Origin of the sequence: Streptomyces sp. NBC_00012, from assembly GCF_045040875.1 — a bacterium.
In the GTDB taxonomy this organism is placed as follows: domain Bacteria; phylum Actinomycetota; class Actinomycetes; order Streptomycetales; family Streptomycetaceae; genus Streptomyces.
The window spans coordinates 2,854,066-2,879,976 of the sequence record NZ_CP108309.1 but is presented as its reverse complement, the minus strand read 5'-3'; the positions used below and the strand labels follow the sequence as shown (position 1 = coordinate 2,879,976).

The window sequence follows — 25,911 nt, the reverse complement described above, 5'->3', positions numbered from 1 at the left end:
GATGGGGGCCATGGCTGAGGGACTCAGGGAGCGCAAGAAGCGCCGGACCAGACAGCACCTCTCGGACGTGGCCACCGGTCTCTTCCTGGAGCGGGGCTTCGACGCGGTCACGATCGCCGAGATCGCCCGCGCCGCCGACGTCTCGGTGAACACGGTCTACAACTACTTCCCGACCAAGGAGGACCTCTTCCTGGACCGCGGCCGCGACATCGTCGACCGCCTCTCGCGGTACGTCCGGGGCCGGGACAGGGGCGAGTCCGCGGCCGACGCGGTCCTGCGCGAACTGCGCATCCAGGTGGAGGGCGTGTCACCCACCGTCGGCCTGATGGAGGGCTACGAACGCTTCATGCGGGTCATCGAGGGCGCGGACGGCCTCAAGGCCCGCCTCTGGCACATACAGCAGGAGGCCCTTCAGTATCTGGAGACGACGCTTCAGGAGGAGTGCGGGACGGGGCCCGGGGATCCGGCCCCGATCCTGGTGGCCGGTCAGCTCTCCTGGGCGCACAGCACGCTCATGGCGTACATCGGCCGCGAGATGGTGGCCGGCCGCAGGGCGGCCGAGGTGTCCAGGGACGCGCTCGTCCTGCTCGACGAGATCGAGGAGCTGCTCGGCGAAAAGGTCCTCAACTACGCCCGGCGCGCCGCTGAATGACGGGTCCCGGTGTGATGTCCGTCATGTGAGACGTGACGCGCATCTCTTCACGGCCCCAGCGCCCCTCACGGGTACTAATCTCCGCCGGAGAGCATGTGAAGAACCGTTGAGACCGGCCGTGCAGGAACCAGCTGCAGAGGCGAACAGAAACCAAGGGGTGCAGACGTGGCCAGGAAGCTCGCCGTCATCGGAGCCGGACTCATGGGGTCCGGCATCGCGCAGGTCTCCGCCCAGGCGGGCTGGGACGTGGTGCTGCGCGATGTCACCGACGAGGCCCTGGGCCGCGGACGTGGCGGCATCGAGGCGTCGTACGGCAAGTTCGTCTCCAAGGGCAAGCTGGACGCGGCCGACGCCGAGGCCGCGCTCGCCCGCATCACGACCACCACCGACCTCGACGCGGTCGCCGACGCGGATGTCGTCGTCGAGGCCGTCTTCGAGAAGCTGGAGGTCAAGCACGAGATCTTCCGGGCGCTCGACAAGATCGTCCGGGACGACGCGGTGCTCGCCTCCAACACCTCCGCCATCCCGATCACCAAGATCGCGGCCGTGACGGAGCGCCCCGAGCGCGTCGTCGGTGTGCACTTCTTCTCGCCGGTCCCGATGATGCAGCTCTGCGAACTCGTACGGGGCTACAAGACCAGCGACGAAACCCTCGCCACCGCGCGGGAGTTCGCCGAGTCCGTCGGCAAGACCTGCATCGTCGTCAACCGCGACGTCGCCGGCTTCGTCACCACCCGCCTGATCTCGGCGCTCGTCGTCGAGGCCGCCAAGCTGTACGAGTCGGGTGTCGCCTCGGCCGAGGACATCGACATCGCCTGCAAGCTCGGCTTCGGCCACGCCATGGGCCCGCTCGCCACGGCGGACCTGACCGGCGTCGACATCCTGCTGCACGCCACGAGCAACATCTACACCGAGTCGCAGGACGAGAAGTTCGCCGCTCCGGAGCTGATGCGCCGGATGGTGGACGCAGGTGACATCGGCCGCAAGAGCGGGCAGGGCTTCTACACGTACTGATCGTTTTCGGTCCTCCGGTTGCCTGATCTGCCGTCGGTCAGGCCCGGAGGTACGGGGGGAGTCTCCCGGAATCAATGGATCCGAGCGGGCTCCCGCCGCGCCGCAGTCACTCCGCGGAGTGAATTCGGTATCGGTTCGCTTACAGACGGCAACTTCCCTGTCCCCGCCGCAGTCAGTTGTGGCAGAGACAGAACAGACAGACGAACCTTGCCACGGAGCATTCCAGGGGAGCGCATATGCACATCAGGGGCGACCACGCCGAGCTGGTCGTCGGGGGCCGCCTCGACGTCCGAAGCGCGGCGGACGCCCGTACGGCCCTGCACTCGGCCCTCGACGACGGCGTCGGCGACCTGGTGCTCGACCTGACCGAGCTGGATTCCTGGGATGCCACGGGGCTCGGCGTCATCATGGGCGCACACCGCCGGGCCGGACGGGCCGGGCGGCGGCTGGTGCTCCGCGGCGTGCCGCCGCAGATGCAGCGCCTGCTGGTGGCGACCCGGCTGCACCGCATCCTGGCGATCGAAGGCGGAATCGCCGCGGACTCGCTGCCGCGCGTGTAGCGGCGCCCGCGCCGTCCCGAGGGCTGCCCGCTCCGGGGCCGGCACGGTTCCGGTCCGGCGAAGGGTCCCGGTCGCGCGCCACGGCCGCCCGCCCGGGTCGCGCTCCCCGGTCGCCCGCCGCGGCCGAAAGCGCACAATCCGCATGAGAACGCGCGCTTCGGGCGGCGTGACCCCCCGACTGTGCGGGGACACCGCGCGACGGTCTAGGGTTCGCCCGTCCGCCGATTGACGAACCCACCGGGCGGACACCGGACCGGAAGCGACAGCGGGGCGTGCGAGGCCGGAGGGGCAATCGTGCGCGACGCGTCTGGGGGCTTTGGCGATGGACCCGACACACCGGGGACCGGAAGAGTACGGCCGGGACAACGGCGGCTTCGGTGAGGAGCCCGGCCGCAGACGGCCGGCCCGCGACCAGCTGACCCCGGAGCCCGGCCAGCCGACACCCCAGGCGCGCGTCGTCCGGCTCATATCGGGCGACTACCTCCTCACCGTCAATCCGATCGACGGCAGCGAGGTCGAGCTGTGCCCGCCGGGGGAGCAGCCCGGCCCGCCGGCCCGGCGCACCGTGACCGGCCGCGCCGACCGTGAACGCGCCACCGCGCCACCCGTACCGCCCGGCCCGCCCGCCCCCCAACTGCCGCTCCTGGAGCGCGCGCAGGAACGCGAACGGCTGGTGCGGCTGCTGTCCCGGGGCCGCTCCGTGCGGCTCACCGGACCGGCCGGATCGGGCCGTACGGCACTGCTCGACGCCGTCGCGTCCGACTGCGCGGACCTCGCACCGGACGGAGTCGTACGGCTCAGCGGCTACAAGCGGACCGTCACCGACCTGCTCTACGGGCTCTTCGAGGCCGTCCATGACGCGCCGCTGCACCGCCCCGACCGCGACCGGCTGCTCGAACGGGTCCGGAGCATCGGCGCCGTCGTCCTGCTCGACGACCTGGAGTTCGGCGGGGCCGCGCTGGAGGAGCTGCTCGACGCGACACCGGAGTGCGCCTTCCTGTTCGCGACGGTTCCGGACGTCGCCGCGCCCACCACCGACTCGCACCTCGAAGAGGTCTTCCTCGCGGGCCTCGGCCGCAGCGCCGCGGTCGACCTGCTGGAGCGGTCCGTCGAGCGCCCGCTCACCGAGGAGGAGGCGAACTGGGCGGGAGACCTCTGGTTCGAGTCCGAGGGGCTGCCGCTGCGCTTCGTCCAGGCGGGCGCCCTGCTGCGCCAGCGCGACATGCTGCGTACCGACCCCGAGGCGTACGGCGTGTTCGGCGGGGACGGCCTGCCCGCGGACGCGCCCTTCGGGCACGATCAGGCCGTCGACGGTGTCCACATCCCGCTGCCCAGCCTCGGGGAGGGGGCGGCGCCCGCCGCGCTGCTCGCCTCGCGGCTGAGCGGGCCGGCCCGTGACACCCTGCGCTTCGCGGTGGCCCTGGGCGGCGAGGTGCCGCACCAGGCCCATCTGCCGGCGCTCATCGGGGACACCCACGCGGACGCCGCGCTCGGTGAACTGGCCGGCTGCGGGCTGCTCTCCCCGGCCGGTTCCCGCTACCGGCTCGCCGCCGGTGTCGTCACCCAGCTGGAGGCCGCCGGATACGGCGAGGACACCACCGAGCGGGCCCGCACCGCGGCCCAGCACTACGCCTGGTGGGCGGGTCACCCCTCGGTGACCCCCGAGCGGGTGACGTCCGAGGGCGACGCGGTCATCGCGGCGATGGCACAGCTGGTGCCCGGCGACGGGGCGGGGCAGACCAGCGTGGCCGTGCTGCTGGCCCGCAGCGCCACCCCGGCCTTCGCGGCGGGCCTGCACTGGGGAGCCTGGGAGAAGGCGCTGCGGATCGGTCAGGAGGCGGCCAGGATCGCCGGGGAGGTGGCCGAAGAGGCTTACTTCCACCACGAGTTGGGGGTTCTCGCGCTCCTGGCCGGAAACCCGGACCGGGCCAGGGCCGAGCTGGAGACCTCGATCGGCATGCGCGGGGCGCTCGCCGACAAGTCCGGGGCGGTGGCCGGACGGCGCGCGCTCGCCCTGGTCGCGGACCGTTCCGACGGCCCGCTGCCCGTGATCCTCACCCCGCCCGGGGACGAGCTGCCGGTCCCGAAGGCCGAGGAGCCGGCGACGCCGCCCGCCGGTACGAAGCCGTCCGTGACGCAGACGCTGTCGAAGCCGTACGAGGGTGCCACCGCGGTGATCTCGCGGCAGAGCGCCCCCGGGGCCGGCCGGGAGACGCGGCAAGGCCGTTTCGCGCTGCTCGCCGGGGCCCGGCGCAACCTGGTCGCCACGGCCGCGGGCGTACTCCTGACCGGTGTGCTCGGCACGGTGGTCGCGCTGGGGTTGACCTCCGGTGACGACGACGTCCACGGGAACCAGGACGTCACGACCGAGCAGTCGCAGAGCCAGGACGGCGGCGAGGACGGAGCGCCGGCCGACGATCCGGCGGACGGCCCGGCGGACGGTTCGACGCCCGCCGACACGGCATCCGGCGGCAGTTCGGCGACGCCCGGACCGTCGGGCAGCGAGATCACGCCGAGCGGCAGCGGCACACCGTCCACCGGCCCGACGGAACCGAGCGACACCCCGTCCTCGGGCACGTCGTCCAGCAACAGGCCGTCGAACAAGCCGACCAAGTCGCCGACCTCGACGAAGTCGCCCTCGCCGACGAAGACCCCGAGCCCGACCGGGAGCCCGACGGACACCGGATCCCCGAGCCCGTCGGACACGGCCACCGAACCCGAGCCGTCCTCGCCCGACACCTCCGACTCGGCGAGCGGGCCCTCCTCGTCGTCGGCGGCGAGCGCGGACAGCGGCCCGACGGCCGCCTGAGCCGCCCCGGGAACCGACGAACGCCGGACGCGACACGCACGTCCGGCGTCGGGGACCGGGAACAACAGGGGAGCGGGAAGGGTCAGAAGAGCCGGAGCTTGTCGTCCTCGATGCCGCGCATCGCGTCGTAGTCGAGCACGACACAGCCGATCCCGCGGTCCGTCGCGAGCACCCGCGCCTGCGGCTTGATCTCCTGGGCCGCGAAGATGCCCTTCACCGGGGCGAGGTGAGGATCGCGGTTGAGCAGTTCCAGATAGCGGGTCAGCTGCTCGACGCCGTCGATGTCGCCGCGCCGCTTCAGCTCCACGGCGACGGTCTGGCCGTCGGCGTCCCGGCACAGGATGTCGACCGGTCCGATGGCGGTGAAGTACTCACGGCGGATCAGGGTGTAGCCCTCGCCGAGTGTCTCGATCCGGTCGGCGAGCAGTTCCTGCAGGTGCGCTTCGACGCCGTCCTTGATCAGGCCCGGGTCGACACCGAGCTCGTGGGACGAGTCGTGGAGGATTTCCTCCATCGTGATGATCAGTTTCTCGCCCGCTTTGTTCACCACGGTCCAGACGCCCGCGGTGTCGGCGGTGCCCTCCTTCAGGGTGCAGGGCGGCGACATCCAGTTGAGGGGTTTGTACGCCCTGTCGTCGGCGTGGATCGACACGCTCCCGTCCGCCTTCACCAGGATGAGACGGGGAGCGGAGGGCAGGTGGGCCGTGAGCCGGCCGGCGTAGTCCACGGAGCAGCGGGCGATGACGAGACGCATGGTCGGCAACGCTACTCGACGAGGGGTGTTCCACGCGATTCTCCCCCTGCCACTTCCGTCGCCCCTCTTTCGTCCAAGGGGCGCAGTCGGGGCTTGCCCCTCTTTGCGCCCCTTCGTTATTGGCCGGTTGTGTTCCCAATCTCCTGGTGCGGCCCGGACCGCACCCTTACCGTGTAAGCAGGAGGTCGCCGTCCGTGTACGCTGCGTCGCCGTCCTTCTTCCCTGCCCGTAAGGCCCCGGCCCGGCGTCGGGGTCGCGAGAGGAGAACCCATGTCGCTCGACGTCTCACCGGCGCTGTTGGAACAGGCCGAGCGAGGCGAGGTCGACGAAGCCGACTTCGTCGACTGCGTCCGGACCTCCCTGCCCTACGCATGGGAGATGATCAGCTCTCTGGTGGCTCAGCTGAAGGTGGACGGCGGAGAGTTCGCCGACAACCAGACGCCCCCGCCGGACGAGCAGGCACGTGGTCAGCTGCTGCGCGCGCTCGCGAGTGATGCGATCCGCGGCGCGCTCCAGCGGCACTTCGGGGTGCGTCTGGCATTCCAGAACTGCCACCGCGTCGCGGTGTTCCCGCTGGACCCGTCGGTCGACGAGCGTCTGGCCCGCTTCACCTCGGTGAGGGGCCAGTTGCTCAACCAGTCGCCCGAACTACGGGACTGCTAAACGCTTGCTGCCGTTCCGGGCCGAGATCGTGCAACTCGCTCCGGAGCGGCAGCCCCCGTACCTCCTACTACATGTCAGGTGAGCAGCGGGAGCACTTCGGTGCCCAGCCGCGCCACGTTCTCCTCCGTGGCCGTCAGATCTCCCGAACCCTCCACCAGGAGCGCGAAGCGGGTGATGCCCGTCCGCTCGGCAGTGGCGGCGAGGCGGTCGGCGGCGAGCCGGGGCGGGCCCACCGGATGAAGACCGCACAGCAGCTCCGTGTACGCGACCGGATCGCGCATCACCCGGTGCCGGCCGTCGACGGTGACATGGGCCTCCAGCCCCTGTCGCAGCCAGCCCGGCATCGTCTTCACGAGTGTCTCCACCGCCTCCTCGGGGCGGTCGGCGATCTGGGCCACCCCCGCGGACACGTGCCCGGCCGCGTGGACGCTTTCGGGCGAGCGGCCCGCGGCGAGCGCGGTGGAGCGCCACAGGGCGACCATGTCGGCTTTCTCCTGGTCCCCGCAGTGCATCCCGAGCAGCATCGGCAGGCCCTTCTCTGCGGCGAGCTTCACCGTCTTCGGAGAGGTGCACGCGACGACGACCTCGGGGCCGCCGGGACTCCCGCCGCCGTCCTCGGCGAGCAGCTCGTCGGCCCGGGGGACCACGGCGACCTCGCGGAAGCCGTACCGCTCACCGCGCCCGGCCACCCTCGGCCTGCCCAGCCAGTCGAGCAGCAGCTCCAGGGATTCCGGGAAGCCCTTCTCGTACGCCTCCAGGCCCCCGCCGAACACCTCCAGATCCACCCAGGGGCCGCCCCGGCCGACGCCGAGCGTGAACCGGCCGCCGCTGGTGAGATGGAGCAGCGCGGCCTGCTCGCCGAGCGCCACCGGATGCTGGGTCGACAGCACGCTCACCGCCGTGCCCACCCGGATTCTGCGGGTGCGGCCGAGCAGCAGCGCGGCCAGCGTGACGGCGGACGGGCAGACCCCGTACGGCACGAAATGATGCTCTGCCAGCCAGACCGAGTCGAGGCCGGATTCCTCGGCGACCTCGGTGGACCGGACAGCGCGGTGCAGCGCTTCCCCCGGCCCCTGCCCCGGAAACTGGGCTGCCAGTACGAACGTTCCCACACGCATCGCCAATTGCCTCCTTGCGGCCGACGCGGCTCTCCCCTATTGAGCAACAACGTCTGACACGTGCCAAAGGCACGGTCCACCGGCAGGTTGTTGCGATTTTCCGGTAACTCACCCCGCCGGGACTCCGTCCCGCGAGGTGCCGGACGACCGGCTCGGCCAAATGGCCCTACGCTGGACGGGAACTGCCCAGCCTGCCCCGTGAGGTGTCACGTGTCCCCGCGCCGCAACCGCCCCCGAGGCGGCGAGAGTCCCCACGACAGCACAGTGGAGCCGGGGGGCCGCTACGGCGGCGGCGGACGTGCCGAGGAGTGGCAGGGCGAGCAGTGGTCGGTCCGCCCGGTCAGCGGCGCGAGCGCGGCGGGCAAGCGGTACCGCTGCCCCGGCTGCGACCAGGAGATCCCGTCCGGCGTCCCGCACCTGGTGGCTTGGTCCGAGTACGGCGGGATCGACGACCGCAGGCACTGGCACAAGGCGTGCTGGAACGCGAAGGACCGCCGCACCACACAGATGCAGCGGTCCAGGAACGCGCCTCGCTACTGAGCCGCTCGGGACAGGCCTCAGACGTCCCGGCGGTCGAGCGCGGCGAACGCCCCGAGCAGCGCTACGGCCGTGACGCCGAGCATGATCCACAGCGGGTCCCAGCCGGACGGTCCCGAATCGGCGACCGAGGTGGAGTAGAACGCGCTGAGCTGGTTGGGGATCGAGTACTCGAAGAGCTTCATGCGCAGGCCGGAGAGCGACTGGGCGAACATGAACATGGCCAGCACGAGTGGCAGCAGCACCACTCCGATCATGATCGTGATCGCACCGGCGGAGTGCCGGATGAGAGCGCCGACCGCGAGCGAGAGCAGCCCCAGCGTCGCGATGTAGAGGCCGACACCGACCGTCGCGCGCAGCCAGTCGCCGCCGGAGGGCGCCGCGCTGTCGATGATCGCCATCTGCAACACCGCGACCAGCGCGGTCGTCACGGTCGTGATCACGAAGGTGAGCAGGAAGAAGACGATCGCCTTCGCGCTCAGCACCCGGGCCCGGCTCGGGCAGGCGGTCAGCGTCGTACGGATCATGCCCGTGCCGTACTCCGACGCGATGGTCATCACACCGAGTGTGATCACGCAGATCGAGCCCAGCAGCACGCCGAAGAAGCCGAAGCTGAGCACCGGCGTCGAGTCGAGTCCGGCCCCGGAGGTGTTGACGGCGACCGCGGCGAGCAGCCCGATCCCGAGCAGCAGCACGATCATGACGCCGAGCGTCCACATCGTGGAGCGCACCGAGCGGATCTTGGTCCACTCGGAGGCGATCGCGTCGCCGAGCGTGGCCCGGCGCACCGGGATCGGTGAGGTGTACGGACCGGTCGGTGCGGCCGAGGGGCTCTGCGGCGCGGCCTGCTGCTGGTGCGGCGCCTGCGGGGTCGGCGGCGTTGTCATCGGGCGTCCTCGCTGGTTTCGCGCTTGGTCAGGTCCGGGGCGGCCGGGGCCGGCTCGGCCGGGGGTCCCGCGTACGGGTTCTGTCCGGGCGGCGGCGGGGCGTACCAGTTCTGCTGCGGCATCTCCGGTGGCTGCTGCGCGTACCCGTGCTGTGCGTACGCGTCGGGTGCCGGCTGCTGCAGACCCGCCTTCTGGTCCGCCGTCGAGCGGTAGTCCACGGCGCCCTGCGTCATCCGCATGTACGCCTCCTCCAGCGAGGCCTGGTGCGGCGAGAGCTCCCACAGCCGGACATCCGCCTCGTGCGCCACGTCGCTGATCCGCGGCAGCGGCAGCCCGGTGATGCGCAGCGCCCCGTCCGGCTCGGACATGACCTGCCCGCCCGCCTCGGTGAGCGAGGCGGTCAGCTTCTCGCGCCGCTCCGCGAGGCCGTCCGCGACCCGCACCCGGGCGAAGTCGGCCGAGTTGGCGGAGATGAAGTCCTTGATGTTCATGTCGGAGAGCAGCTGGCCCCGGCCGATCACGATCAGATGGTCGGCGGTGAGCGCCATCTCGCTCATCAGATGGCTGGAGACGAAGACCGTACGCCCCTCGGACGCCAGCATCTTCATCAGATTGCGGACCCAGAGGATGCCCTCGGGGTCCAGGCCGTTGACCGGTTCGTCGAAGAGCAGCACCTGCGGGTCGCCGAGCAGCGCCGCCGCGATGCCGAGCCGCTGGCCCATGCCGAGCGAGAACCCCTTGGACCGCTTCCGGGCGACGTCCTGGAGGCCGACGACCCCGAGCACCTCGTCGACCCGGGCAGCCGGGATTCCGGCGAGCTGGGCGAGCGAGAGGAGGTGGTTACGGGCGCTGCGCCCGCCGTGCACCGCCTTCGCGTCCAGCAGCGCACCCACCTGGCGCGGTGCGTTCGGCAGGCTGCGGAAGGGGTGGCCGCCGATCGTCACATGGCCGGAGGTCGGCTGGTCCAGGCCCAGGATCATGCGCATGGTGGTGGACTTGCCCGACCCGTTGGGACCGAGGAATCCGGTGACGGCGCCCGGCCGCACCTGGAAGGAAAGGTTGTGCACGGCCGTCTTCGCGCCGTAGCGCTTGGTCAGGCCGACTGCCTCGATCATGCTCCAGCCCCATCGACTCACATCTGTCGTCGGGGCCCAGGCCGAGCGGCCGCACGCCCCCGTAAGAGTTAGGAGGATATCCAGGCATTGACGGTTCCGGCCAAGTCGTTACGATTGCGCGTCGCGCCGGTCCGAGCGGACGGAAGGCTTCCGGAGAGGCCGGGGACACCGCCCGCCCGCGCCCCGCGAGCGGTCAGGCGTCGCGCTTCTTCAGTACGACATAGCCGCCGATCAGCGCGGCCACCACCCAGGCGACCAGAATCCCGAGCCCGCCCCAGGGCCCGTACGGAGCCGGGTTGCTGTGCATCGCGTCGGGGACCACCTGCATGATCTTGGACCCGGCCTGGTCGGGGAAGTAGCGGGCGACCTTCTTCGCCCCCGGCACCGCCGACAGGATCTGGGAGACCAGGAAGAAGAACGGCATCAGGATGCCGAGCGACAGCATGGAGCTGCGCAGCATCGTCGCCACGCCCATGGAGAAGATCCCGATCAGCCCCATGTAGATGCCGCCGCCGATGACCGCGCGCAGCACGTTGTCCGCGCCGATGTCCGTGTGGTGGTCGCCGAGCAGGGCCTGTCCGAGGAAGAACGAGACGAAGCTGGTCGCGAGGCCGACCACCAGGGCCAGCACCCCGGCCACCGCGATCTTGCTGAACAGGAACGAACCGCGCTGGGGCACCGCCGCCAGCGAGGTGCGGATCATGCCGGAGCTGTACTCCGTACCGACCACCAGCACCCCGAAGACGACCATGGCCAGCTGGCCGAGGACCATGCCGGAGAAGCTGATCAGGGTCGGGTCGAAGGTGGCTCGCTCCGCCACCGGGAGGTCGTCGAACTGGGCGTTCATCAGGGCGCAGAGCGCCGCGCTCATCGCGACGGTGACGACGAACGCGGAGATCAGTGTCCAGACGGTCGAGGAGACCGTACGGATCTTGGTCCACTCGGAGGTCAGGACCGCGGGTACCGATGCCATCGTCGTCACACCTCCTTGCCGCTGCCGGCGGCGGGGCCACCGGTCTGCTGGTTCCACTGTTCGCCCCACTGCGGGCCCGTCGGCGGTGGCGCCGCGGCATGGTCCGAGTGCGCGTGGTACTCCACGGAGTCCGCGGTCATCTGCATGAACGCTTCCTCCAGGGAGGCCCGCTGGGCACTCAGCTCGTGCAGCACGATCTGGTGCTGCGCGGCGAGCTCGCCCAGTGCCTCGGTCGTGGCGCCGTCGATCTCCAGGACGCCGCCCCCGGTCTCGACCACGATCAGGCCCGCCTCGTGCAGTACGTCGCGCAGCCGCTCCTGCTGCGGCGAGCGCAGTCGTACGTAGCTGCGGGAGTTCTGATGGATGAAGTCGGCCATCGATGTGTCGGCGAGCAGCCTGCCCTGGCCGATCACGATCAAGTGGTCCGCGGTGAGGGCCATTTCGCTCATCAGGTGCGAGGAGACGAAGATCGTCCGGCCTTCCGAGGCGAGTGTCTTCATCAGATTGCGGATCCAGTGAATGCCCTCGGGGTCCAGGCCGTTGACCGGTTCGTCGAAGAGCAGCACCTGCGGGTCGCCGAGCAGCGCCGCCGCGATGCCGAGCCGCTGGCCCATGCCGAGCGAGAACCCCTTCGACTTCTTCTTCGCCACCGGGGTCAGCCCGACGGTGTCCAGCACCTCCGCGACCCGGCTCTCCGGGATGCGGTTGCTCTGCGCGAGACAGAGCAGATTGTTGTACGCGCTGCGTCCGCCGTGCATCGACTTGGCGTCCAGCAGCGCCCCGATGTACTTGAGGGGTTCCTCCAGGTCGCGGTAGTGCTTGCCGTCGATGCGCACCGAACCGCTGGTCGGGTTGTCGAGATCGAGCATCATCCGCATCGTCGTGGATTTGCCCGCCCCGTTGGGCCCCAGAAAACCCGTCACCATTCCGGGCCTGACCCGGCACGAGAGCCGGTCGACGGCAACCTTGTTGCCAAAGCGCTTGGTGAGGCCATCCAGCTCGATCATGCGTTCACGCTAGAACGGCCGCGCGCCCGGCGCCACCACAAGGGCGGAACCGGGCGCGCAAGGGGGACTTTCGGTGTCCTCCTGTAGTGCAGCTGAAGTACTCGGCGTCAGCGGCCCTGCTGAGCCGGGACACCACGGGTGACCGGCTCGTCGTCGGCGGGGGTGCCGGCTGCGGCGACCGCGGCACCGGTCAGCGTGGCCAGCATCTCGCGGACGTTGGTCAGCTGGGCGTTGATCGAGTCGCGGCGGTTGGTGAGCGCCGCCAGCTCGCGCTCCGATTCGCTGCGGATCCGGTCGGCCTTGGCGTTCGCGTCGGCCACGATGTCCTCGGACTGGCGCTGCGCGGTCTCCACCGTCTGACGGGCCCGGCGCTCGGCGTCCGTACGGAGCTTCTCGGCCTCCAGACGGAGCTGCTCGGCGCGGTGCTCGATCTCGGCGAGACGCTTCTCGGCCTTGGCCTGACGGGACGCGAGGTCGCGCTCCGACTGGTCACGGCGCTTGGCCAGGTTGGTCTCGAAGTCCGCGGCGGCCTGGGCGGCCTTGGCGCGGGTCTCCTCGAAGAGGGCATCCGCCTCCTCGCGCTTCTGCGCGGCGTCCTTCTGGGCCTCCGTACGCAGCGAGCCGGCCTCACCCTTGGCCTTCTCGACGATCCGGACGCCCTCGTCCTCGGCCTTCGCCTTGCGCTCGGCGGCGAACGTCTCGGCGTCGTTGCGCACCTGCTGGGCGGCCGACTCGGCGAGCTCACGGTGCTGCTCGGCGGCGCGACGGGCCTCCTCGCGCAGGTCCTTCGCCTCCTCCTCGGCCAGGCGGAGGATCTTCTCCACGCGCGCGCCGAGACCGGCGTACGACGGCTCCGCGTCGTTCACCTGGGCCTGGGCGTTCTGCGTCTCGAGGTGGAGCTCCTCGATGCGCTTTTCCAGAGACGTGATGCGGGTCAGAGCACTATCACGGTCGGCGACGAGCTTGGTAATGCGGTCATCCACCTGACCGCGGTCGTATCCACGTCGCACGAGCTCGAAGCCGAAGGGGGAGGAAGGGTCGCTCATGGGGTTCCTGTCGAATGAGACCGGTGAGGTGTTAGGGGGAATCCTAGGGGCCGGAACGGCGTGTCATCGAGCGGATGCCCTTTTGATCTGGAGAATGACACCTCTTTTGAGTGGCTAACCCCCGCAACTCTTGCCACTCGGAGGATGGAACGTTCCTGTCGAAGCACGGGAACTGACAAGGCGACTACCCCTCGGACGACTTGCCACTCGATCGAGTGCCCGCCGCAGCCCCGGCCTTGACGCTACCGGAGGAGCCGCCCGAGCCCTTGCCGCCGCCCGCCGGCGTCTCGAAGGACTCCAACGCCTCCAACACGTCCTGGACGCGGGAGATCTCGGTGTTGATGTCCTCGCGCCGGCGCACCAGCAGATCGAGCTCGCGCTTGCCCTCGTCGACCGTACGCTTCGCCTCGGCCTCGGCGTCGGCCCGCAGCTTCTCGGCCTCGCGGACCAGCGTGGCCTTCTTCTGCTCGGCCTCCTTCAGCAGCGACTCGGCCCGCTTCACCGCGGCGATCCGGACCTTGCTCGCCTCCGAATTGGCGTCCGCCAGCAGCTCCTTGGCCTTGGCCGCCGCGTCGTCGCGCTGCTCCGTCGCCGCCTTCATCAGGTTGTCGACGCGCTCGCCCGCCGTCTTCATCTGCTCGGACGTCTCCCGCCGGGCGCGGTCGTGCAGCTCCTCGATCTCGCCCTCGATCCGGGCCCGCAGCTCCTCGGCCCGCTCCCGGATCGCCGTGGAGTCCCGGCGCGCGCCGACCAGCAGCTCGTCCGCGTCCGTACGGGCCCGCTCGACCAGGGAGTTGCCCTCGACCGTCGCCTCCGAGGTGATCCGCACGGCCTCCTTGCGGGCCACGCCGACCATCGTGTCGGCCTGCTCCTCGGCCTCGGTGGCGGCGCGAAGCGCCTCCTCCTGCGCCTTGCTGATGAGTTGATCGGCCTGCTCGGCGGCATCGGCCCGGCGCTTCGCCGCGGCCTCCCGGGCCTCGTCGAGCAGCCGGTCCGCCTCCTGGCGGGCCTCCGCCCGCATCTGCTCGGCCGCCGCCTCCGCGTCGGCGCGCAGCCGCTCCGCCTCCTCGCGGGTGCGGGCCGCGTGCTCCTGCGCCGAGCCGACGGTGGCCGACGCCTCGGCGCGCAGCCGCTCGGCCTCGTCCACGGCCTCGCCCGACAGCCGGTCCGCCTGCTGCTTCGCCTCGTCGACCAGGGTGGTGGCCCGCTGCGTCGCCTCTTCCACGAGCCCGGTGGCCTGCTGCGTCGCCTCTTCCACGCGCTGGGTGGCCTGCTGCGCCGACTCCGCGCCGATCAGCTCGGCCTCGCTCGTCGCCTCGCCCACCAGCCGGTCGGCCTGGGCCGCTGCGTCGGAACGCATCCGGTTGGCGTCCTCGCGGGCCTCGGCCCGGCTGCGCGACGCGTCCTGCTCGGCCGAGGCCAGCGCGTCGGAGGCCTCGGTGCGCATCCGCTGGCTGTACTCGGCGGTGTCCGCCCGCAGCCGCTCCGACTCGGCGATCGCGTCCGCGACGGTCCGCTCGGCCATCGCCTTCGCGGCCTCGGACTCCTCCTGCGCCTCCCGGCGGATCCGGGACGCGTCCTCACCGGCCCGCTCCCGCTCGGCGTGCGCGTCGGTGCGGACCCGGTCCGCCTCCTCCTGCGCCTCGGACTTCGTCCGCTCCGCGACGTGCTCGGCGGTCGAACGCAGCCCGGCGATCTCCGCCTCGGCCTGCTCCTGCAGCCCGCTGACCGAATCCCGTACCTGCTGCGCGGTCTGCTCGGCCGCGGAGACCAGCTCGGTCGCCCGGCTGTCCGCCTCCTCGACCAGCCGCTGCGCCTCGGCCTGCGCCTCCTCGACCCGCTTGCGGGCGGAGGCGAGCAGCTCCTCGCTCTGCTCGCGGGCCCGCTCGCGCTCCTGGTTCGCCTCGGTGCGCGCCGCGTCGAGGGTCTCCTCGGCCTCCCGGCGGCGCCGGTTGGCCTCCTCCTGGGCGGCGGCCAGCGCCTCGGCGGCCTCCGTGCCCACCCGCTCCGCGGCGGCGGCGGCCTCGGACCGCACCCGGTCGGCGCTCTCCTGCGCCTCGGACTTGAGCCGCTCGGCCTCGGCTGCCGCCTCGGAGCGCAGCCGTACGGCGACGGCCTCGCCCTCGGCACGCGACTGCGACGCGTCCGCCGCGGCCTCGTCGCGCAGCCGCTCCGCCTCGGTCTCCGCCTGCTCCTGCAGCGTCCGGATCCGCTCGGCGGCCTCCGCGCGCTGCCGCTCGGACTCCTCGTTCGTCTCGCGCCTCAGGCGCTCCGCCTCGGCGCGCGCGTCGGTGAGCGCCTGCTCGGCGGTGGCGACCCGGGTCTCGGCCTCGGTGTGCAGCCGGGTCAGCTCCTCGGCCGCCTCCGCCTGCCGGGCCGCGACCGCGCGCTCGGTCTCCTCGCGCAGCTCCGCCGCCGCCCGCTCGGCCGCGGTGGTGGTCGAGGAGGCCTGCTCCTCGGAGTCGGTACGCAGCTGCTCGGCCTCGGCGCGGGCGCGCTCCAGGGCCTCCTCGGCCTGCTTGCGCAGTGCCGCGGCCCGCTCGGCCGCCTCGCTGCGGACCCGCTCGCTCTCGGTGCCCGCTGCGGACCGCAGCTCCTCCGCGTCCGCCTTCGCCTTGGCCAGCAGCTCCTCGGCGGTCTTCGCGCCCTCCTCGATCTGCTGGACCGCCTCGCGGCGGGCCTCGCCGCGGATCCGCTCGCCCTCGGCGACCGCCTCGGAGCGCAGCTGCTCGGCCTCGCCGCGCAGCCTGCGCGCCTCCTCCTGGAGTTCGACCGTCTTGGCCCGGTACTCCTTGGTGTCGTCCTTGGCCGCGCCCTTGAGCTGATCGGCCTGCTCGGCGGCCTCGCCACGCAGCCGGTCCGCCTCGGCCTCCGCCTCGTGGCGGATCCGGTCGGCCTCCTCGCTCGCCGCCCTGGTGGTGGACCGCGCGTCCTCGGACGCCTTGGTCAGCACCTCCTCGGCGCTCCTGGCGGCCTTGGCCAGCTGGGCCGCGGTGTCCTCGGCGGCGGCCGTGCGGGCCTTCTCGGACGCCTCGGACTTCAGCCGGTCCGCCTCGGCGCGGGCGTCGGCGAGCGCCTGCTCGGCCTCCGCCTTGAGCGTCTCGGCGTCCTTGGTGGCCTCGCCGACCAGCCGGGCGATCTCCGACCTGGCCGTGCGGGTGCGCTGCTCGTTCTGCGACTCGGCGGCGGCCAGCCGCTTGACCGCGGCCTCCTTCGCCTCGGCGGTGACCTTCTCGGCCTCCAGCCGGGCCTCGCGCAGCTGGGTCTCGGCCTCCTGCATGCGCTGCTCGGCGGCCCGGTTCAGCTCGGCGGTCCGCTGCCGGGTCTGCTCGGTCTCGGCCGACGTCGACGTACGCAGCTGCTCGGCGTGGCTGGTGGCCTCCTGCGCCTGGCTGGAGGCGGCGGCCAGCAGCCGCTCGGCGTCCTTGCGGGCGCGCAGCAGGATCGCCTCGGCCTCGGTCCGGGCCGTCTCCGCCTCGGAACCGAGCCGCTGCCGGGTCTCCTCCGCCAGCCGGCCCGCCTCGGCGCGCGCGGCCGACAGGGACTGCTCGGCCTCGGCCCGGGACTCCTCCAGCAGCCGGCGGGCCTGGGACTCCGTCCTGGCCCGGAGCTGCTCGGCCCAGGCGACGTTCTCGTTGACGTGGGACTCGACGGTCTGACGGCGCTCCGCCAGCTCCTGGTCGAGCCGCTGGCGCCGCTGCACCGCCTCGTTGTGCAGCTCGGCCTGGAGCCTCGCCTGGTGCTCGGCGTGCTCCTGGAGGATCCGCTGCGTCTGCGCGCGGGCGTCGCGGAGCTCCCGCTCGGCGTCGGTCCGCAGCTGCTCCGCCTGGACCTGGGCGTTACGGAGCAACTGCTCGGCCTGGTAGCCGATGTCCGCGCTGTCGTACGCGGGACGGGTCGCGAGATTGCGCCGAGCCTCGTGCAGCTTGGCGCGCAAGACCTCGACCTGGTAACCGAGGTCCTCGGCGTGCTGGACGGCCTTCTCCCGGTCGGTCTTCAGCCGGTCCATCTCGGCTTCGAACCGCGAGAGGTGGTCGTCGTCAGCTCGGTGGCTCTCCTGGCGTTCGTAGCCCCGCACTGCGCGGTCCCATCCGTCCCCTGGTCGCAACTCTCCAACGAGTACCGTTCACCGGTGAACGGTCCCCCGGGGAATGGTGACAGATCAACGGCTGGGGACGCGGCGCGGCCCCGACCCGGCCCCGGCCCGGAACAGCCCACTCTACCGGGCCGGGTATCCGGAGGTCAGTGCTCCGCTGCGGACGTGACCAGTTCGGTGAGGACGCCGTGGCAGTCCTTGGGATGCAGGAAGGTGATCCGGGACCCCATCGAACCGGTCCTGGGCTCCTTGTACAGCACCCTGACCCCCTTCTCCCGGATGTCCGCGGAGTCGGCGTCGACGTCCGCGGTGCCGAAGGCGATGTGGTGGACGCCCTCGCCGTTCTTCGCCAGCCACTTGCCCACGGCCGAGTCCTCCCGGGTCGGCTCCAGGAGCTGGAGGTAGGAAGCGCCGCCGTCCGACGTATCGTTGATCTTGAGCATGGCCTCCCGTACGCCCTGCTCCTCGTTGATCTCGGAGTGGAACACCTCGAACCCGTAGGTCGAGCGGTAGAACTCGACGGTCTTGTCGAGGTCGAAACAGGCGATCCCGATGTGATCGATTCGCGTCAGCATGGAACCAGTGCAGCGCCACATGGATGGTTACGCAACGTGCGCGCCGTCACACCCGCTGCCGGATGACGGGCGAGGTACCGCTCAGTACATTCAAGTAAACCCTCGTTCACTCCTCATCCCAAGGGGCGCCCCTCATGTCTGGAACGACCGGTACCACCTCAGTGATCGTCGCGGGCGCGCGTACGCCCATGGGCCGCCTCCTCGGCTCGCTGAAGAGCTTCTCCGGCGCCGACCTCGGCGGTTTCGCCATCAAGGCCGCGCTGGACCGGGCCGGCATCGGCGGCGACCAGGTCGAGTACGTGATCATGGGCCAGGTGCTGCAGGCCGGTGCGGGCCAGATCCCGGCCCGCCAGGCCGCGGTCAAGGCGGGCATCCCGATGAACGTCCCCGCGCTCACCGTGAACAAGGTGTGCCTGTCCGGGCTCGACGCGATCGCGCTGGCCGACCAGCTGATCCGCGCGGGTGAGTTCGACGTCGTCGTGGCCGGCGGCCAGGAGTCCATGACCAACGCCCCGCACCTGCTCCCCAAGTCCCGCGAGGGCCACAAGTACGGCGCGATCGAGATGCTCGACTCCATGGCGTACGACGGTCTGACCGACGCCTACGAGAACATCCCGATGGGCGAGTCCACCGAGAAGCACAACACCCGCCTCGGCCTGAGCCGCGCCGACCAGGACGAGATCGGCGCCCTCTCGCACCAGCGCGCCGCCGCGGCCCAGAAGAACGGCCTCTTCGAGGCCGAGATCACCCCGGTCGAGATCCCGCAGCGCAAGGGCGACCCGGTCCTCTTCGCCAAGGACGAGGGCATCCGCCCGGAGACCACCGTGGAGTCGCTCGGCAAGCTGCGCCCCGCGTTCGCCAAGGACGGCACGATCACCGCGGGCACCTCCTCGCAGATCTCCGACGGCGCCGCCGCGGTCGTCGTCATGAGCAAGGCCAAGGCCGAGGAGCTGGGCCTGGACTGGATCGCCGAGATCGGCGCCCACGGCAATGTGGCGGGTCCGGACAACTCGCTCCAGTCGCAGCCGTCCAACGCCATCAAGCACGCCCTCAAGAAGGAGGGCCTGGAGGCCGGCGACCTCGACCTGATCGAGATCAACGAGGCGTTCGCCGCCGTCGCCGTCCAGTCGATGAAGGACCTCGGCGTCACCCCGGACAAGGTCAACGTCAACGGCGGCGCCATCGCGCTCGGCCACCCGATCGGGATGTCCGGCGCCCGCGTGGTGCTGCACCTGGCGCTGGAACTGAAGCGGCGCGGCGGCGGCACCGGTGCGGCGGCGCTGTGCGGCGGCGGCGGTCAGGGCGACGCACTGATCATCCGTGTTCCGGGCAAGTAGCTCCCGGCAAGTAGTTCCGGGCAGGGAACAGGCAGTACGCGGTACACGTAGAGCACCCGGCGAGTGAACGGAGCGGTGATGGTGGACGTCCCCACCCTGGTCGAGCAGGCACGTGCGGGCCGGCCGCGGGCCGTGGCCCGGCTCATCTCCCTGGTGGAGGGGGCGTCGCCACAGCTGCGCGAGGTGATGGCGGCCCTGGCGCCGCTGACCGGCAACGCGTACGTCGTCGGCCTCACCGGCTCGCCCGGTGTCGGCAAGTCGACATCGACGTCGGCGCTCGTCACGGCGTACCGGCGGGCCGGCAAGCGGGTCGGCGTGCTCGCCGTCGACCCGTCCTCGCCGTTCTCCGGCGGGGCGCTCCTCGGCGACCGGGTCCGGATGTCGGAGCACGCCTCCGACCCGGGCGTCTACATCCGCTCCATGGCCACCCGCGGACATCTGGGCGGCCTGGCCTGGTCGGCACCGCAGGCCATCCGGGTGCTGGACGCGGCGGGCTGCGAGGTGATCCTCGTGGAGACGGTCGGCGTCGGCCAGTCGGAGGTGGAGATCGCCTCCCAGGCCGACACCTCCGTCGTCCTGCTGGCCCCCGGCATGGGCGACGGCATCCAGGCGGCGAAGGCCGGAATCCTGGAGATCGGCGATGTGTACGTCGTCAACAAGGCCGACCGGGACGGCGCGGACGCCACCGCGCGCGAGCTCAACCACATGCTGGGCCTCGGCGAATCGCGGGGCCCCGGCGACTGGCGGCCGCCGATCGTGAAGACGGTCGCCGCCCGGAGCGAGGGCATCGACGAGGTCGTCGAGGCGCTGGAGAAGCACCGGGCGTGGATGGAGGAGCACGGCGTGCTCGCCGAGCGGCGCACGGCCCGTGCCGCCCGCGAGGTCGAGACCATCGCCGTGACCCGGCTGCGCGAACGCATCGGCGATCTGCACGGCGACCGCCACCTCGGCGCGCTCGCCGAACGCATCGTGGCGGGCAGCCTCGATCCGTACGCGGCGGCCGACGAGCTGGTGGCGGGGCTCACCGGCGGGGCTTGATCCCGACGGGACGGCCGGGCGGGTCCGGGAGCGGTGTGCGGGCCGCTCACGGACCCGCCCGTGCGTCTGCCCCGGTCGTTCCGCCGGGCGCTGCCACGGATGACGTGTCCGTGGCAGGATTACCGCCGGACACGGGCACGGGGTGCCCGTCGATCCACGCGTAACGACGGGGGGAGTGGCGCATGCTGGGTCCGTTGCGGGAGGGCTCGCCCGGAAGGATCGGGCCGTACGGGATACGGGCCCGGCTCGGCGCGGGCGGCATGGGAGAGGTCTTCCTCGGCGTCCGCGACGGCGGCGGCGACCCGGTCGCCGTCAAGACCGTCCGCCGCGACGTGGCCAAGGATCCCGGCTTCCGCAGCCGCTTCCGCCGCGAGATCACCGTCGCCCGGTCCGTCGCCGGACCCCATCTCGCCCTGCTGCTCGACGGGGACGCCGACGCCGAAGTGCCCTGGCTCGCCACCGGATACGTGGCGGGGCCGACCCTGTCCGCCGCCGTCCGCCGGGCGGGCGCGATGGACGAGGCCGAGGTACGGATGCTCGGCGCCGGACTCGCCCGCGCCCTGGCGGCCGTCCACGCGGCCGGGATCGTCCACCGCGACGTGAAACCCGGCAACGTGATGCTCGCGGCGGACGGTCCGAGCCTGATCGACTTCGGGATCGCCCGCGACTCCGGCGCGACCCCGCTCACCACCACCAGCCGCATGGTCGGCAGCCCGGCCTTCATGTCCCCGGAGCACGTGGCGGGCAGCGGACGCGTCGTGCCCGCCTCGGACGTCTTCTGCCTGGCCTCCGTGCTCTGTTACGCCGCCACCGGACGCGACCCCTTCGGCGACGGCCCGGTCGCCGCCGTGCTCTACCGGGTCAAGTACGTCGAGGCCGATCTCGACGACGTGCCCGACGCGCTGCGGGCCGTGCTGGACCGCTGCCTGATCGAGGACCCGGCCGCCCGCCCGGCCGCCGCCGAACTCGCGGAGCTGCTCGACCCCGGCGCGGCCGGGCGGTGGCCGGACGCGGTGGCGCAGCACATCGCGGAGCACGAGCGCGAACTGGCCCGGGTCGTCGCGCTGGGCGGCCCGCTGCTGCCGGGGTACACCCCGACCGAGGCGACCGCCGACAGCCGGCCCGCGCTCCATCAGCTGCCCACCCAGGGCCCCGCCCCCGTCCAGGCCCCGCCCGCCGCCCCCGACCCGCACAGCGCGCCCACCCAGGGTCCCGGTATCGCCCCGGGCACCACCCAGGCCCCGCCCCCGCGCCGCTCCCGGCGCACCCTGGCCGTCGCGCTCGCCGCACTGATCGTGCTGGGCGCGGCGACGGGCGGGATCCTGGCCTGGCGCGACAAGGGCGGCACCCCCGGCGGGACGGCCCGGGACGGTGGTCCGGCCGAGGGCGTCAGGATCGTGGCGGGCGTGGACGAGAACGGCGGCCCGGACGCCTCGGGCGCGGTCCCGTACGGTCGCGACGTCCGGCCGACGGGGTGGAAGAAGTCCTGGAAGGGGAAGTTCACGGGGTCCCCGATCGGCTGTTCGGCGGGCCGGGATGTGGTGGTCTGCCGGATGGTGGACGGCACGTACGAGGCGTTGTCGGCCGCCGACGGGCACCGGATGTGGACGTTCGACTCCGGAGAGTCCGGACGGAGCGCGGGCTACGGGCCCCGCGGTCAGTTCTTCATGCCGGCCGGTGCCACCCGCCCCACCGTGTACGACGACACCGTCCTCCTCGCTGCGGGCGACCGGCTGCAGTCACTGGACGCCAGGACCGGCAAGGTCCGTTGGGAGGCCCGGTCGGGCGGCGCGCACAATCTGGACAGCGCGCCGGTCGTCGTCGACGGCCTGGTCTTCGCCGCCACCACAGCGACTCCCGAGGGAGCGGAGCTTGCCGCGTACGACCTGAGGACCGGCGTCGAGAAGTGGCGCGAGCAGCTGGCTCCGCAGGACATCTCCAATGCGCAGAAGGGCAACTTCTGGCCGGTCGCCACCGACGGCAAGGTGGTGTACGCCGTCGGCGAGGACGCACCCAAGGCGTTCCGGCCGAAGGACGGCACGGTGCTGGGAACGGCCGGCGGTGAGGCCGTCCAGGGAGCCGGCGACGTGACGAACTCGGGGTGCGGATCGCTCCGGGTGCGAGGACCTTTCGCCTTCTGTACGACATACGTCACCAACGATGATCCTTCCGGCTTCGGCGATGACATGGTCGTGCTGCGGTTCGCGGCGGGGACGCTCCGGACGCAGGGCCGGGTGTCGGTCGATTCCTCGCTCGTCGCCGGGGCGAGGTTGACCGCGCTCGACGACCGGGTGATCACGATCCGCCGGGGCGACGAGTACGTCGAGAGCGTGCCCGACGAGGTCGTCGTCGTGGGCCGTGACAGCGGCCGACCGCTCGGTCGGTTCCCGCTCGGCGGGAAGGTGGCACAAGGCATGAGCAACCCGGTCTCCAACCCCATGATCGACGCGGACACGGTGGTGTGGGCGGACAGCACGACGCTGTACACGGTTCCGATGCGCCCCGACGGCAGCCTGGGCCCACTCGCCGGGACCCGGATTCCGGGCGCTCCGGGCCCGACCAGGACGCCGACGTACGACTCCGTCACCAACGGCATCGATCTGGAGCAGGAACTGGTCGACCCGCAGGTGCTGCCGGTCGGTGGCGTCGTGCATGTCGTGTACGACGACGGCACCACGGTCTCCGTACCGCTGCCCGGATGAACGACGAACCGCTTGAGGGGACCGCACAGTGATCGAGCCGCTTCCGCCCGGCCGCGCCCGGCTGATCGGCCCCTACCAGCTGCTCGGACTGCTCGGCGCGGGCGGCATGGGCGAGGTGTATCTGGCCCGGCCCGCCGGTGCGCCGGATCCGCTCGCCGGGCTGGTCGCGCTGAAGACCGTACGCGCCGATCTCGACCTCGACGACGGCTTCCGGATCCGCTTCCGACGCGAGATCGACGCGGCGGGCGCCGTGCGCAGCCCGCACACCGCGTCCCTCGTCGGCGGCGACTCGGGCGGCCGGCTGCCCTGGCTGGCGACCGAGTACGTCCCCGGCCCCTCGCTCGCCGAGGCGGTGATCCGCGGCGGGCCGATGCCCGAGCCGGTGGTGCGCGAGATGGGCGCCGGTCTGGCCCGCGCGCTCGCCGACATGCACGCGGTGCGCGTACTGCACCGCGACCTCAAGCCGGGCAATGTGCTGCTCGGCGCCGACGGGCCGAAGGTGATCGACTTCGGGATCGCCCAGGCCTTCGACGCCACCCAGCTCACCCGGACGGGTGTTGTGGTGGGCAGCCCCGGCTACATCTCGCCGGAGCACGTCAACGGCTCGCGGGCGCTCGTGCCCGCGTCGGACGTCTTCTGCCTCGGTGCGGTGCTCGCCTTCGCGGCGACCGGCCGGGGTCCGTTCGACGACTCCGACATGGCTGCCGTGATCTTCCGGATCGCCCAGGGCGAGGCCGAACTCTCCGGCGTGCCACCGCAGTTGCGCGCGGTGATCGAGGAGTGCCTGCGCAGCGAGGCCGGGGCCCGGCCGACGCCCCAGCAGCTGGCCGAGATGCTGGTGCCGGGCCGGGCGACCCCAGGAGCCTTCCCCTGGACGGAAGCGGTACGGGGGCAGCTCGCCGCGCACGCGGCGGCGGCGCGCGCCGCCGCGGAGGCGGCAGCCCCGGCCGCCGTCGCACCGCCCGCCCCGTCCGGCGCCCCGCACCCCGGCGGGCCCGCCTTCGCCCCGACACCCGTCGTGCCGGTGGCCGTACCGGGTGACCGCAAGGGCAACAAGGGGCTGTGGATCGCGTTGGCGGCGGCGGCCGCGGTGGTGTGCGTGGTGCTGGGCGCGGTGCTGCTGCCGGGACTTTTCGAGGGGGACGGCGGGAGCGACGACAACGCGGGCGGAACCGGCGGCGGCGCGGGGCCGACCGCTTCCGCCTCGGACGCCGCGCGGACGAAGGCGGGGCCGGCGGTCGTTCCGGGCGCGGACGCGGGCCGCACCGGGGACTTCGGGGCGGCCGCCACCGACGTCTCCAGGAAACCGGCGGACTGGAAGGCGTGGAAGACCAAGGTCGAGAACGGGCCGGTGGAGTGCGTACTGGCGGACACTTCCCTGGTCTGCGGCGGCCCGCAGCGCATCACCGTGCTGGACGCCGCGAACGGCGAACAGCGCTGGCGGACCGAGCCGGGCGGGGCGGGCAGCGGACCGGCCTCGGTGGCCGCCGTCATCGGCACCACCGTCTACGCCTTCCAGGACGGTGCCCTGGTGGCGCTCGGCCTGGACGACGGTGCGCGGAAGTGGCGGGAGCCGCTGCCCGAGGGGACGCAGGTGACCGACTCGGTCCAGTCGGACGGAGTCCTGTACTACGCCACGAGGGCCACCGGCACGGGCGCGTCCCGGCTCGTCGCCCACCGGCTCACCGGCAAGCAGACCCGCAAGTGGGACAAGCCGTGGGACGACCCGGCCGACGAGGCGGAACTCTCCTTCGCGGACGGCCGGCTCGTCGCGGTCGGAGACGGTATCACCGTCCTCAAGGGCGCGGACGGCGCACGGCTGACAGCCGTCGGTGCCGGTGACATCACCTGCCGTACGCCGGTCCTGAAGGGCAAGGAACTCCTCTGCGCGGGCTCGAACGGCCTGACGGTCGTCGATGTGACGGCCCCGCAGAACCGCCGCACGCTCGCCGACGGCTTGGACATCGCCTACCGGCCCGCCGTGTCACACGACGGCAGGGTCGTGGTGAGCGACCGGACGCGGGTGTACGCGTTCGGCCTGGCCGACGGGAGGCAGTACTGGGCGTCGTACGACGGTGGCGAGACGTTGAGCAACGGGGGCGGGCCGGCCGTGGCCGGTGACAAGGCCGTTGTCGTGAAAGAACAGAACATCGTCGCGTTCGCCATGGCCTCCGAGGGCGAGGCGGAGGACGCAGGCTCACGCCTACCCTCGGAGTGGCCCGACGAGAAGCAGGACCCGGCGTCGATCTCGTACGTTGCCCGGGGCGACGCGATGTTCCTCAGCTTCGATGACGGGACGGTCATCTCCGTCTACATGCCCTGATCTCTCCTAGTCGTCGTCCCCGTCACGGTCGTCGGCGTGGTCGTCGTCCGACCGGTCCACCGTCACCTTGCCCGACTTCGCGTCCACGTTCAGCTCGTGCCGCTTGCCGTCCTTGCCCCGGACGTCGACCTCCCAGTGCAGCGCCTTGCCGCTCCGGCCGTCGTGGTCGTCGTCCAGGTCGACCGAGGTCACCGTCCCCGGGTTCGCCTTCAGCGCGGCGTCGACCGCCTCGTTCAGCGACACGGGGGCCGACCGGGGCGCGTGCCGGTCGCGGTCGTCGCCGTGGTCGTCGTCATCGTCGGAGGTGTGCTTGCCGAGCACCTTGGCGTTGCCCGCGTCCACCGTCACGTCGTGCCAGACCTTGTCGGAGCCGTACACGTCGAGCTCCCAGACGAGCCCGCCGTCCTCGTCGTCCAGCTCGGCCTCGGTGACCGTGCCGGGGACGGCCTTGACGGCGGCCGCGGCCGCGTCCTTCACGTCCACCCGGGCGGTGCCGTCGCTCGCCACGCTGCTCCTGACCTCGCGGCCGTGGCCGTCGTCGTCCGCGAAGGCGACCGCCGTGGCGGCTCCGCCGCCGACGAGCACGGCCGCGGTGACTGCGGCGATGACGATCTTGCGCTTCATGTGGGTTCCTCCCCGATCGGGTGGCCGGTTTCGACGAGGACCACAGTGCCGGGGTGATGCTGAACGCAGCCTGAAGCCACC

General features: G+C 72.1%; 20 protein-coding genes. 10 read left to right on the top strand and 10 right to left on the bottom strand.

Annotated elements, in window-relative coordinates; genetic code table 11:
• Positions 1 to 10: 10 nt before the first annotated feature.
• From OHA19_RS13095 to OHA19_RS13080, 4 genes are all read left to right on the top strand, one after another.
• On the top strand, positions 11 to 652 hold the full coding sequence (locus OHA19_RS13095; protein WP_405716622.1) for a TetR/AcrR family transcriptional regulator: 642 nt from the start codon (positions 11 to 13) through the stop codon (positions 650 to 652).
• A gap of 165 nt (positions 653 to 817) precedes the next feature.
• Positions 818 to 1,666: a 3-hydroxyacyl-CoA dehydrogenase family protein gene (locus tag OHA19_RS13090; protein WP_405750314.1), complete on the top strand. Its 849-nt coding sequence runs from the start codon at positions 818 to 820 to the stop codon at positions 1,664 to 1,666.
• Between the two features lie 236 nt (positions 1,667 to 1,902).
• A complete protein-coding gene (locus OHA19_RS13085) occupies positions 1,903 to 2,226 on the top strand; it encodes an STAS domain-containing protein (RefSeq protein WP_072486732.1) in 324 nt (107 codons plus the stop codon).
• 322 nt (positions 2,227 to 2,548) lie between these two features.
• Entirely contained in the window at positions 2,549 to 5,035 is a 2,487-nt protein-coding gene (locus OHA19_RS13080) for an ATP-binding protein (protein ID WP_405716624.1), read from the top strand.
• Between the two features lie 82 nt (positions 5,036 to 5,117).
• On the opposite strand, the gene nucS is transcribed toward OHA19_RS13080, so the two are convergent.
• Entirely contained in the window at positions 5,118 to 5,789 is a 672-nt protein-coding gene (gene nucS, locus OHA19_RS13075) for an endonuclease NucS (protein ID WP_405716625.1), read from the bottom strand.
• 270 nt (positions 5,790 to 6,059) lie between these two features.
• Here nucS and OHA19_RS13070 point away from each other — a divergent pair, with 270 nt between their 5' ends.
• Positions 6,060 to 6,452: an SCO5389 family protein gene (locus tag OHA19_RS13070; protein ID WP_124716348.1), complete on the top strand. Its 393-nt coding sequence runs from the start codon at positions 6,060 to 6,062 to the stop codon at positions 6,450 to 6,452.
• A gap of 74 nt (positions 6,453 to 6,526) precedes the next feature.
• Here the strand turns inward: OHA19_RS13070 and OHA19_RS13065 are convergent, their stop codons facing one another.
• Positions 6,527 to 7,570, bottom strand: a complete 1,044-nt coding sequence (locus tag OHA19_RS13065; RefSeq protein ID WP_405716626.1) for an LLM class flavin-dependent oxidoreductase — start codon at positions 7,568 to 7,570, stop codon at positions 6,527 to 6,529.
• 210 nt (positions 7,571 to 7,780) lie between these two features.
• Here OHA19_RS13065 and OHA19_RS13060 point away from each other — a divergent pair, with 210 nt between their 5' ends.
• Positions 7,781 to 8,110, top strand: coding sequence for an ATP/GTP-binding protein (locus tag OHA19_RS13060; RefSeq protein ID WP_405716627.1), 330 nt, complete (start codon positions 7,781 to 7,783; stop codon positions 8,108 to 8,110).
• 17 nt (positions 8,111 to 8,127) lie between these two features.
• On the opposite strand, the gene OHA19_RS13055 is transcribed toward OHA19_RS13060, so the two are convergent.
• The 7 genes from OHA19_RS13055 to mce form a co-directional block, all read right to left on the bottom strand.
• Positions 8,128 to 8,994, bottom strand: coding sequence for an ABC transporter permease subunit (locus OHA19_RS13055; protein WP_405716628.1), 867 nt, complete (start codon positions 8,992 to 8,994; stop codon positions 8,128 to 8,130).
• Complete coding sequence (locus OHA19_RS13050; RefSeq protein ID WP_405716629.1) at positions 8,991 to 10,109, bottom strand: ABC transporter ATP-binding protein; 1,119 nt, start codon at positions 10,107 to 10,109, stop codon at positions 8,991 to 8,993. Before OHA19_RS13050 ends, OHA19_RS13055 begins: the two co-directional genes overlap by 4 nt.
• Positions 10,110 to 10,302: 193 nt before the next feature.
• Complete coding sequence (locus OHA19_RS13045; protein WP_405716630.1) at positions 10,303 to 11,082, bottom strand: ABC transporter permease subunit; 780 nt, start codon at positions 11,080 to 11,082, stop codon at positions 10,303 to 10,305.
• 5 nt (positions 11,083 to 11,087) lie between these two features.
• The gene (locus OHA19_RS13040; protein WP_405716631.1) at positions 11,088 to 12,089 is read right to left on the bottom strand and encodes an ABC transporter ATP-binding protein; all 1,002 of its coding nucleotides are present in this window, start codon (positions 12,087 to 12,089) and stop codon (positions 11,088 to 11,090) included.
• A 107-nt stretch (positions 12,090 to 12,196) separates the two neighbouring features.
• Entirely contained in the window at positions 12,197 to 13,135 is a 939-nt protein-coding gene (locus OHA19_RS13035; RefSeq protein WP_072486740.1) for a cellulose-binding protein, read from the bottom strand.
• 184 nt (positions 13,136 to 13,319) lie between these two features.
• Positions 13,320 to 17,213, bottom strand: coding sequence for a polarized growth protein Scy (gene scy / locus OHA19_RS13030; protein WP_405716632.1), 3,894 nt, complete (start codon positions 17,211 to 17,213; stop codon positions 13,320 to 13,322).
• A gap of 164 nt (positions 17,214 to 17,377) precedes the next feature.
• Positions 17,378 to 17,806, bottom strand: a complete 429-nt coding sequence (gene mce, locus OHA19_RS13025) for a methylmalonyl-CoA epimerase (protein WP_405716633.1) — start codon at positions 17,804 to 17,806, stop codon at positions 17,378 to 17,380.
• Between the two features lie 134 nt (positions 17,807 to 17,940).
• Between mce and OHA19_RS13020 the strand changes: the two genes are divergently transcribed.
• From OHA19_RS13020 to OHA19_RS13005, 4 genes are all read left to right on the top strand, one after another.
• Positions 17,941 to 19,143 carry an acetyl-CoA C-acetyltransferase gene (locus OHA19_RS13020; RefSeq protein ID WP_405716634.1) on the top strand — a complete coding sequence of 401 codons (1,203 nt, stop codon included), beginning with the start codon at positions 17,941 to 17,943 and terminating at the stop codon, positions 19,141 to 19,143.
• Positions 19,144 to 19,221: 78 nt separating this feature from the next.
• A complete protein-coding gene (gene meaB / locus OHA19_RS13015; RefSeq protein WP_405716635.1) occupies positions 19,222 to 20,181 on the top strand; it encodes a methylmalonyl Co-A mutase-associated GTPase MeaB in 960 nt (319 codons plus the stop codon).
• A gap of 182 nt (positions 20,182 to 20,363) precedes the next feature.
• A complete protein-coding gene (locus tag OHA19_RS13010) occupies positions 20,364 to 22,883 on the top strand; it encodes a protein kinase domain-containing protein (RefSeq protein WP_405716636.1) in 2,520 nt (839 codons plus the stop codon).
• Between the two features lie 28 nt (positions 22,884 to 22,911).
• Positions 22,912 to 25,206 carry a protein kinase domain-containing protein gene (locus OHA19_RS13005; RefSeq protein WP_405716637.1) on the top strand — a complete coding sequence of 765 codons (2,295 nt, stop codon included), beginning with the start codon at positions 22,912 to 22,914 and terminating at the stop codon, positions 25,204 to 25,206.
• Positions 25,207 to 25,212: 6 nt separating this feature from the next.
• Here the strand turns inward: OHA19_RS13005 and OHA19_RS13000 are convergent, their stop codons facing one another.
• Positions 25,213 to 25,830 (bottom strand): PepSY domain-containing protein, encoded by a 618-nt coding sequence (locus OHA19_RS13000; protein ID WP_405716638.1) that lies wholly within the window; start codon positions 25,828 to 25,830, stop codon positions 25,213 to 25,215.
• Positions 25,831 to 25,911: the final 81 nt, after the last annotated feature.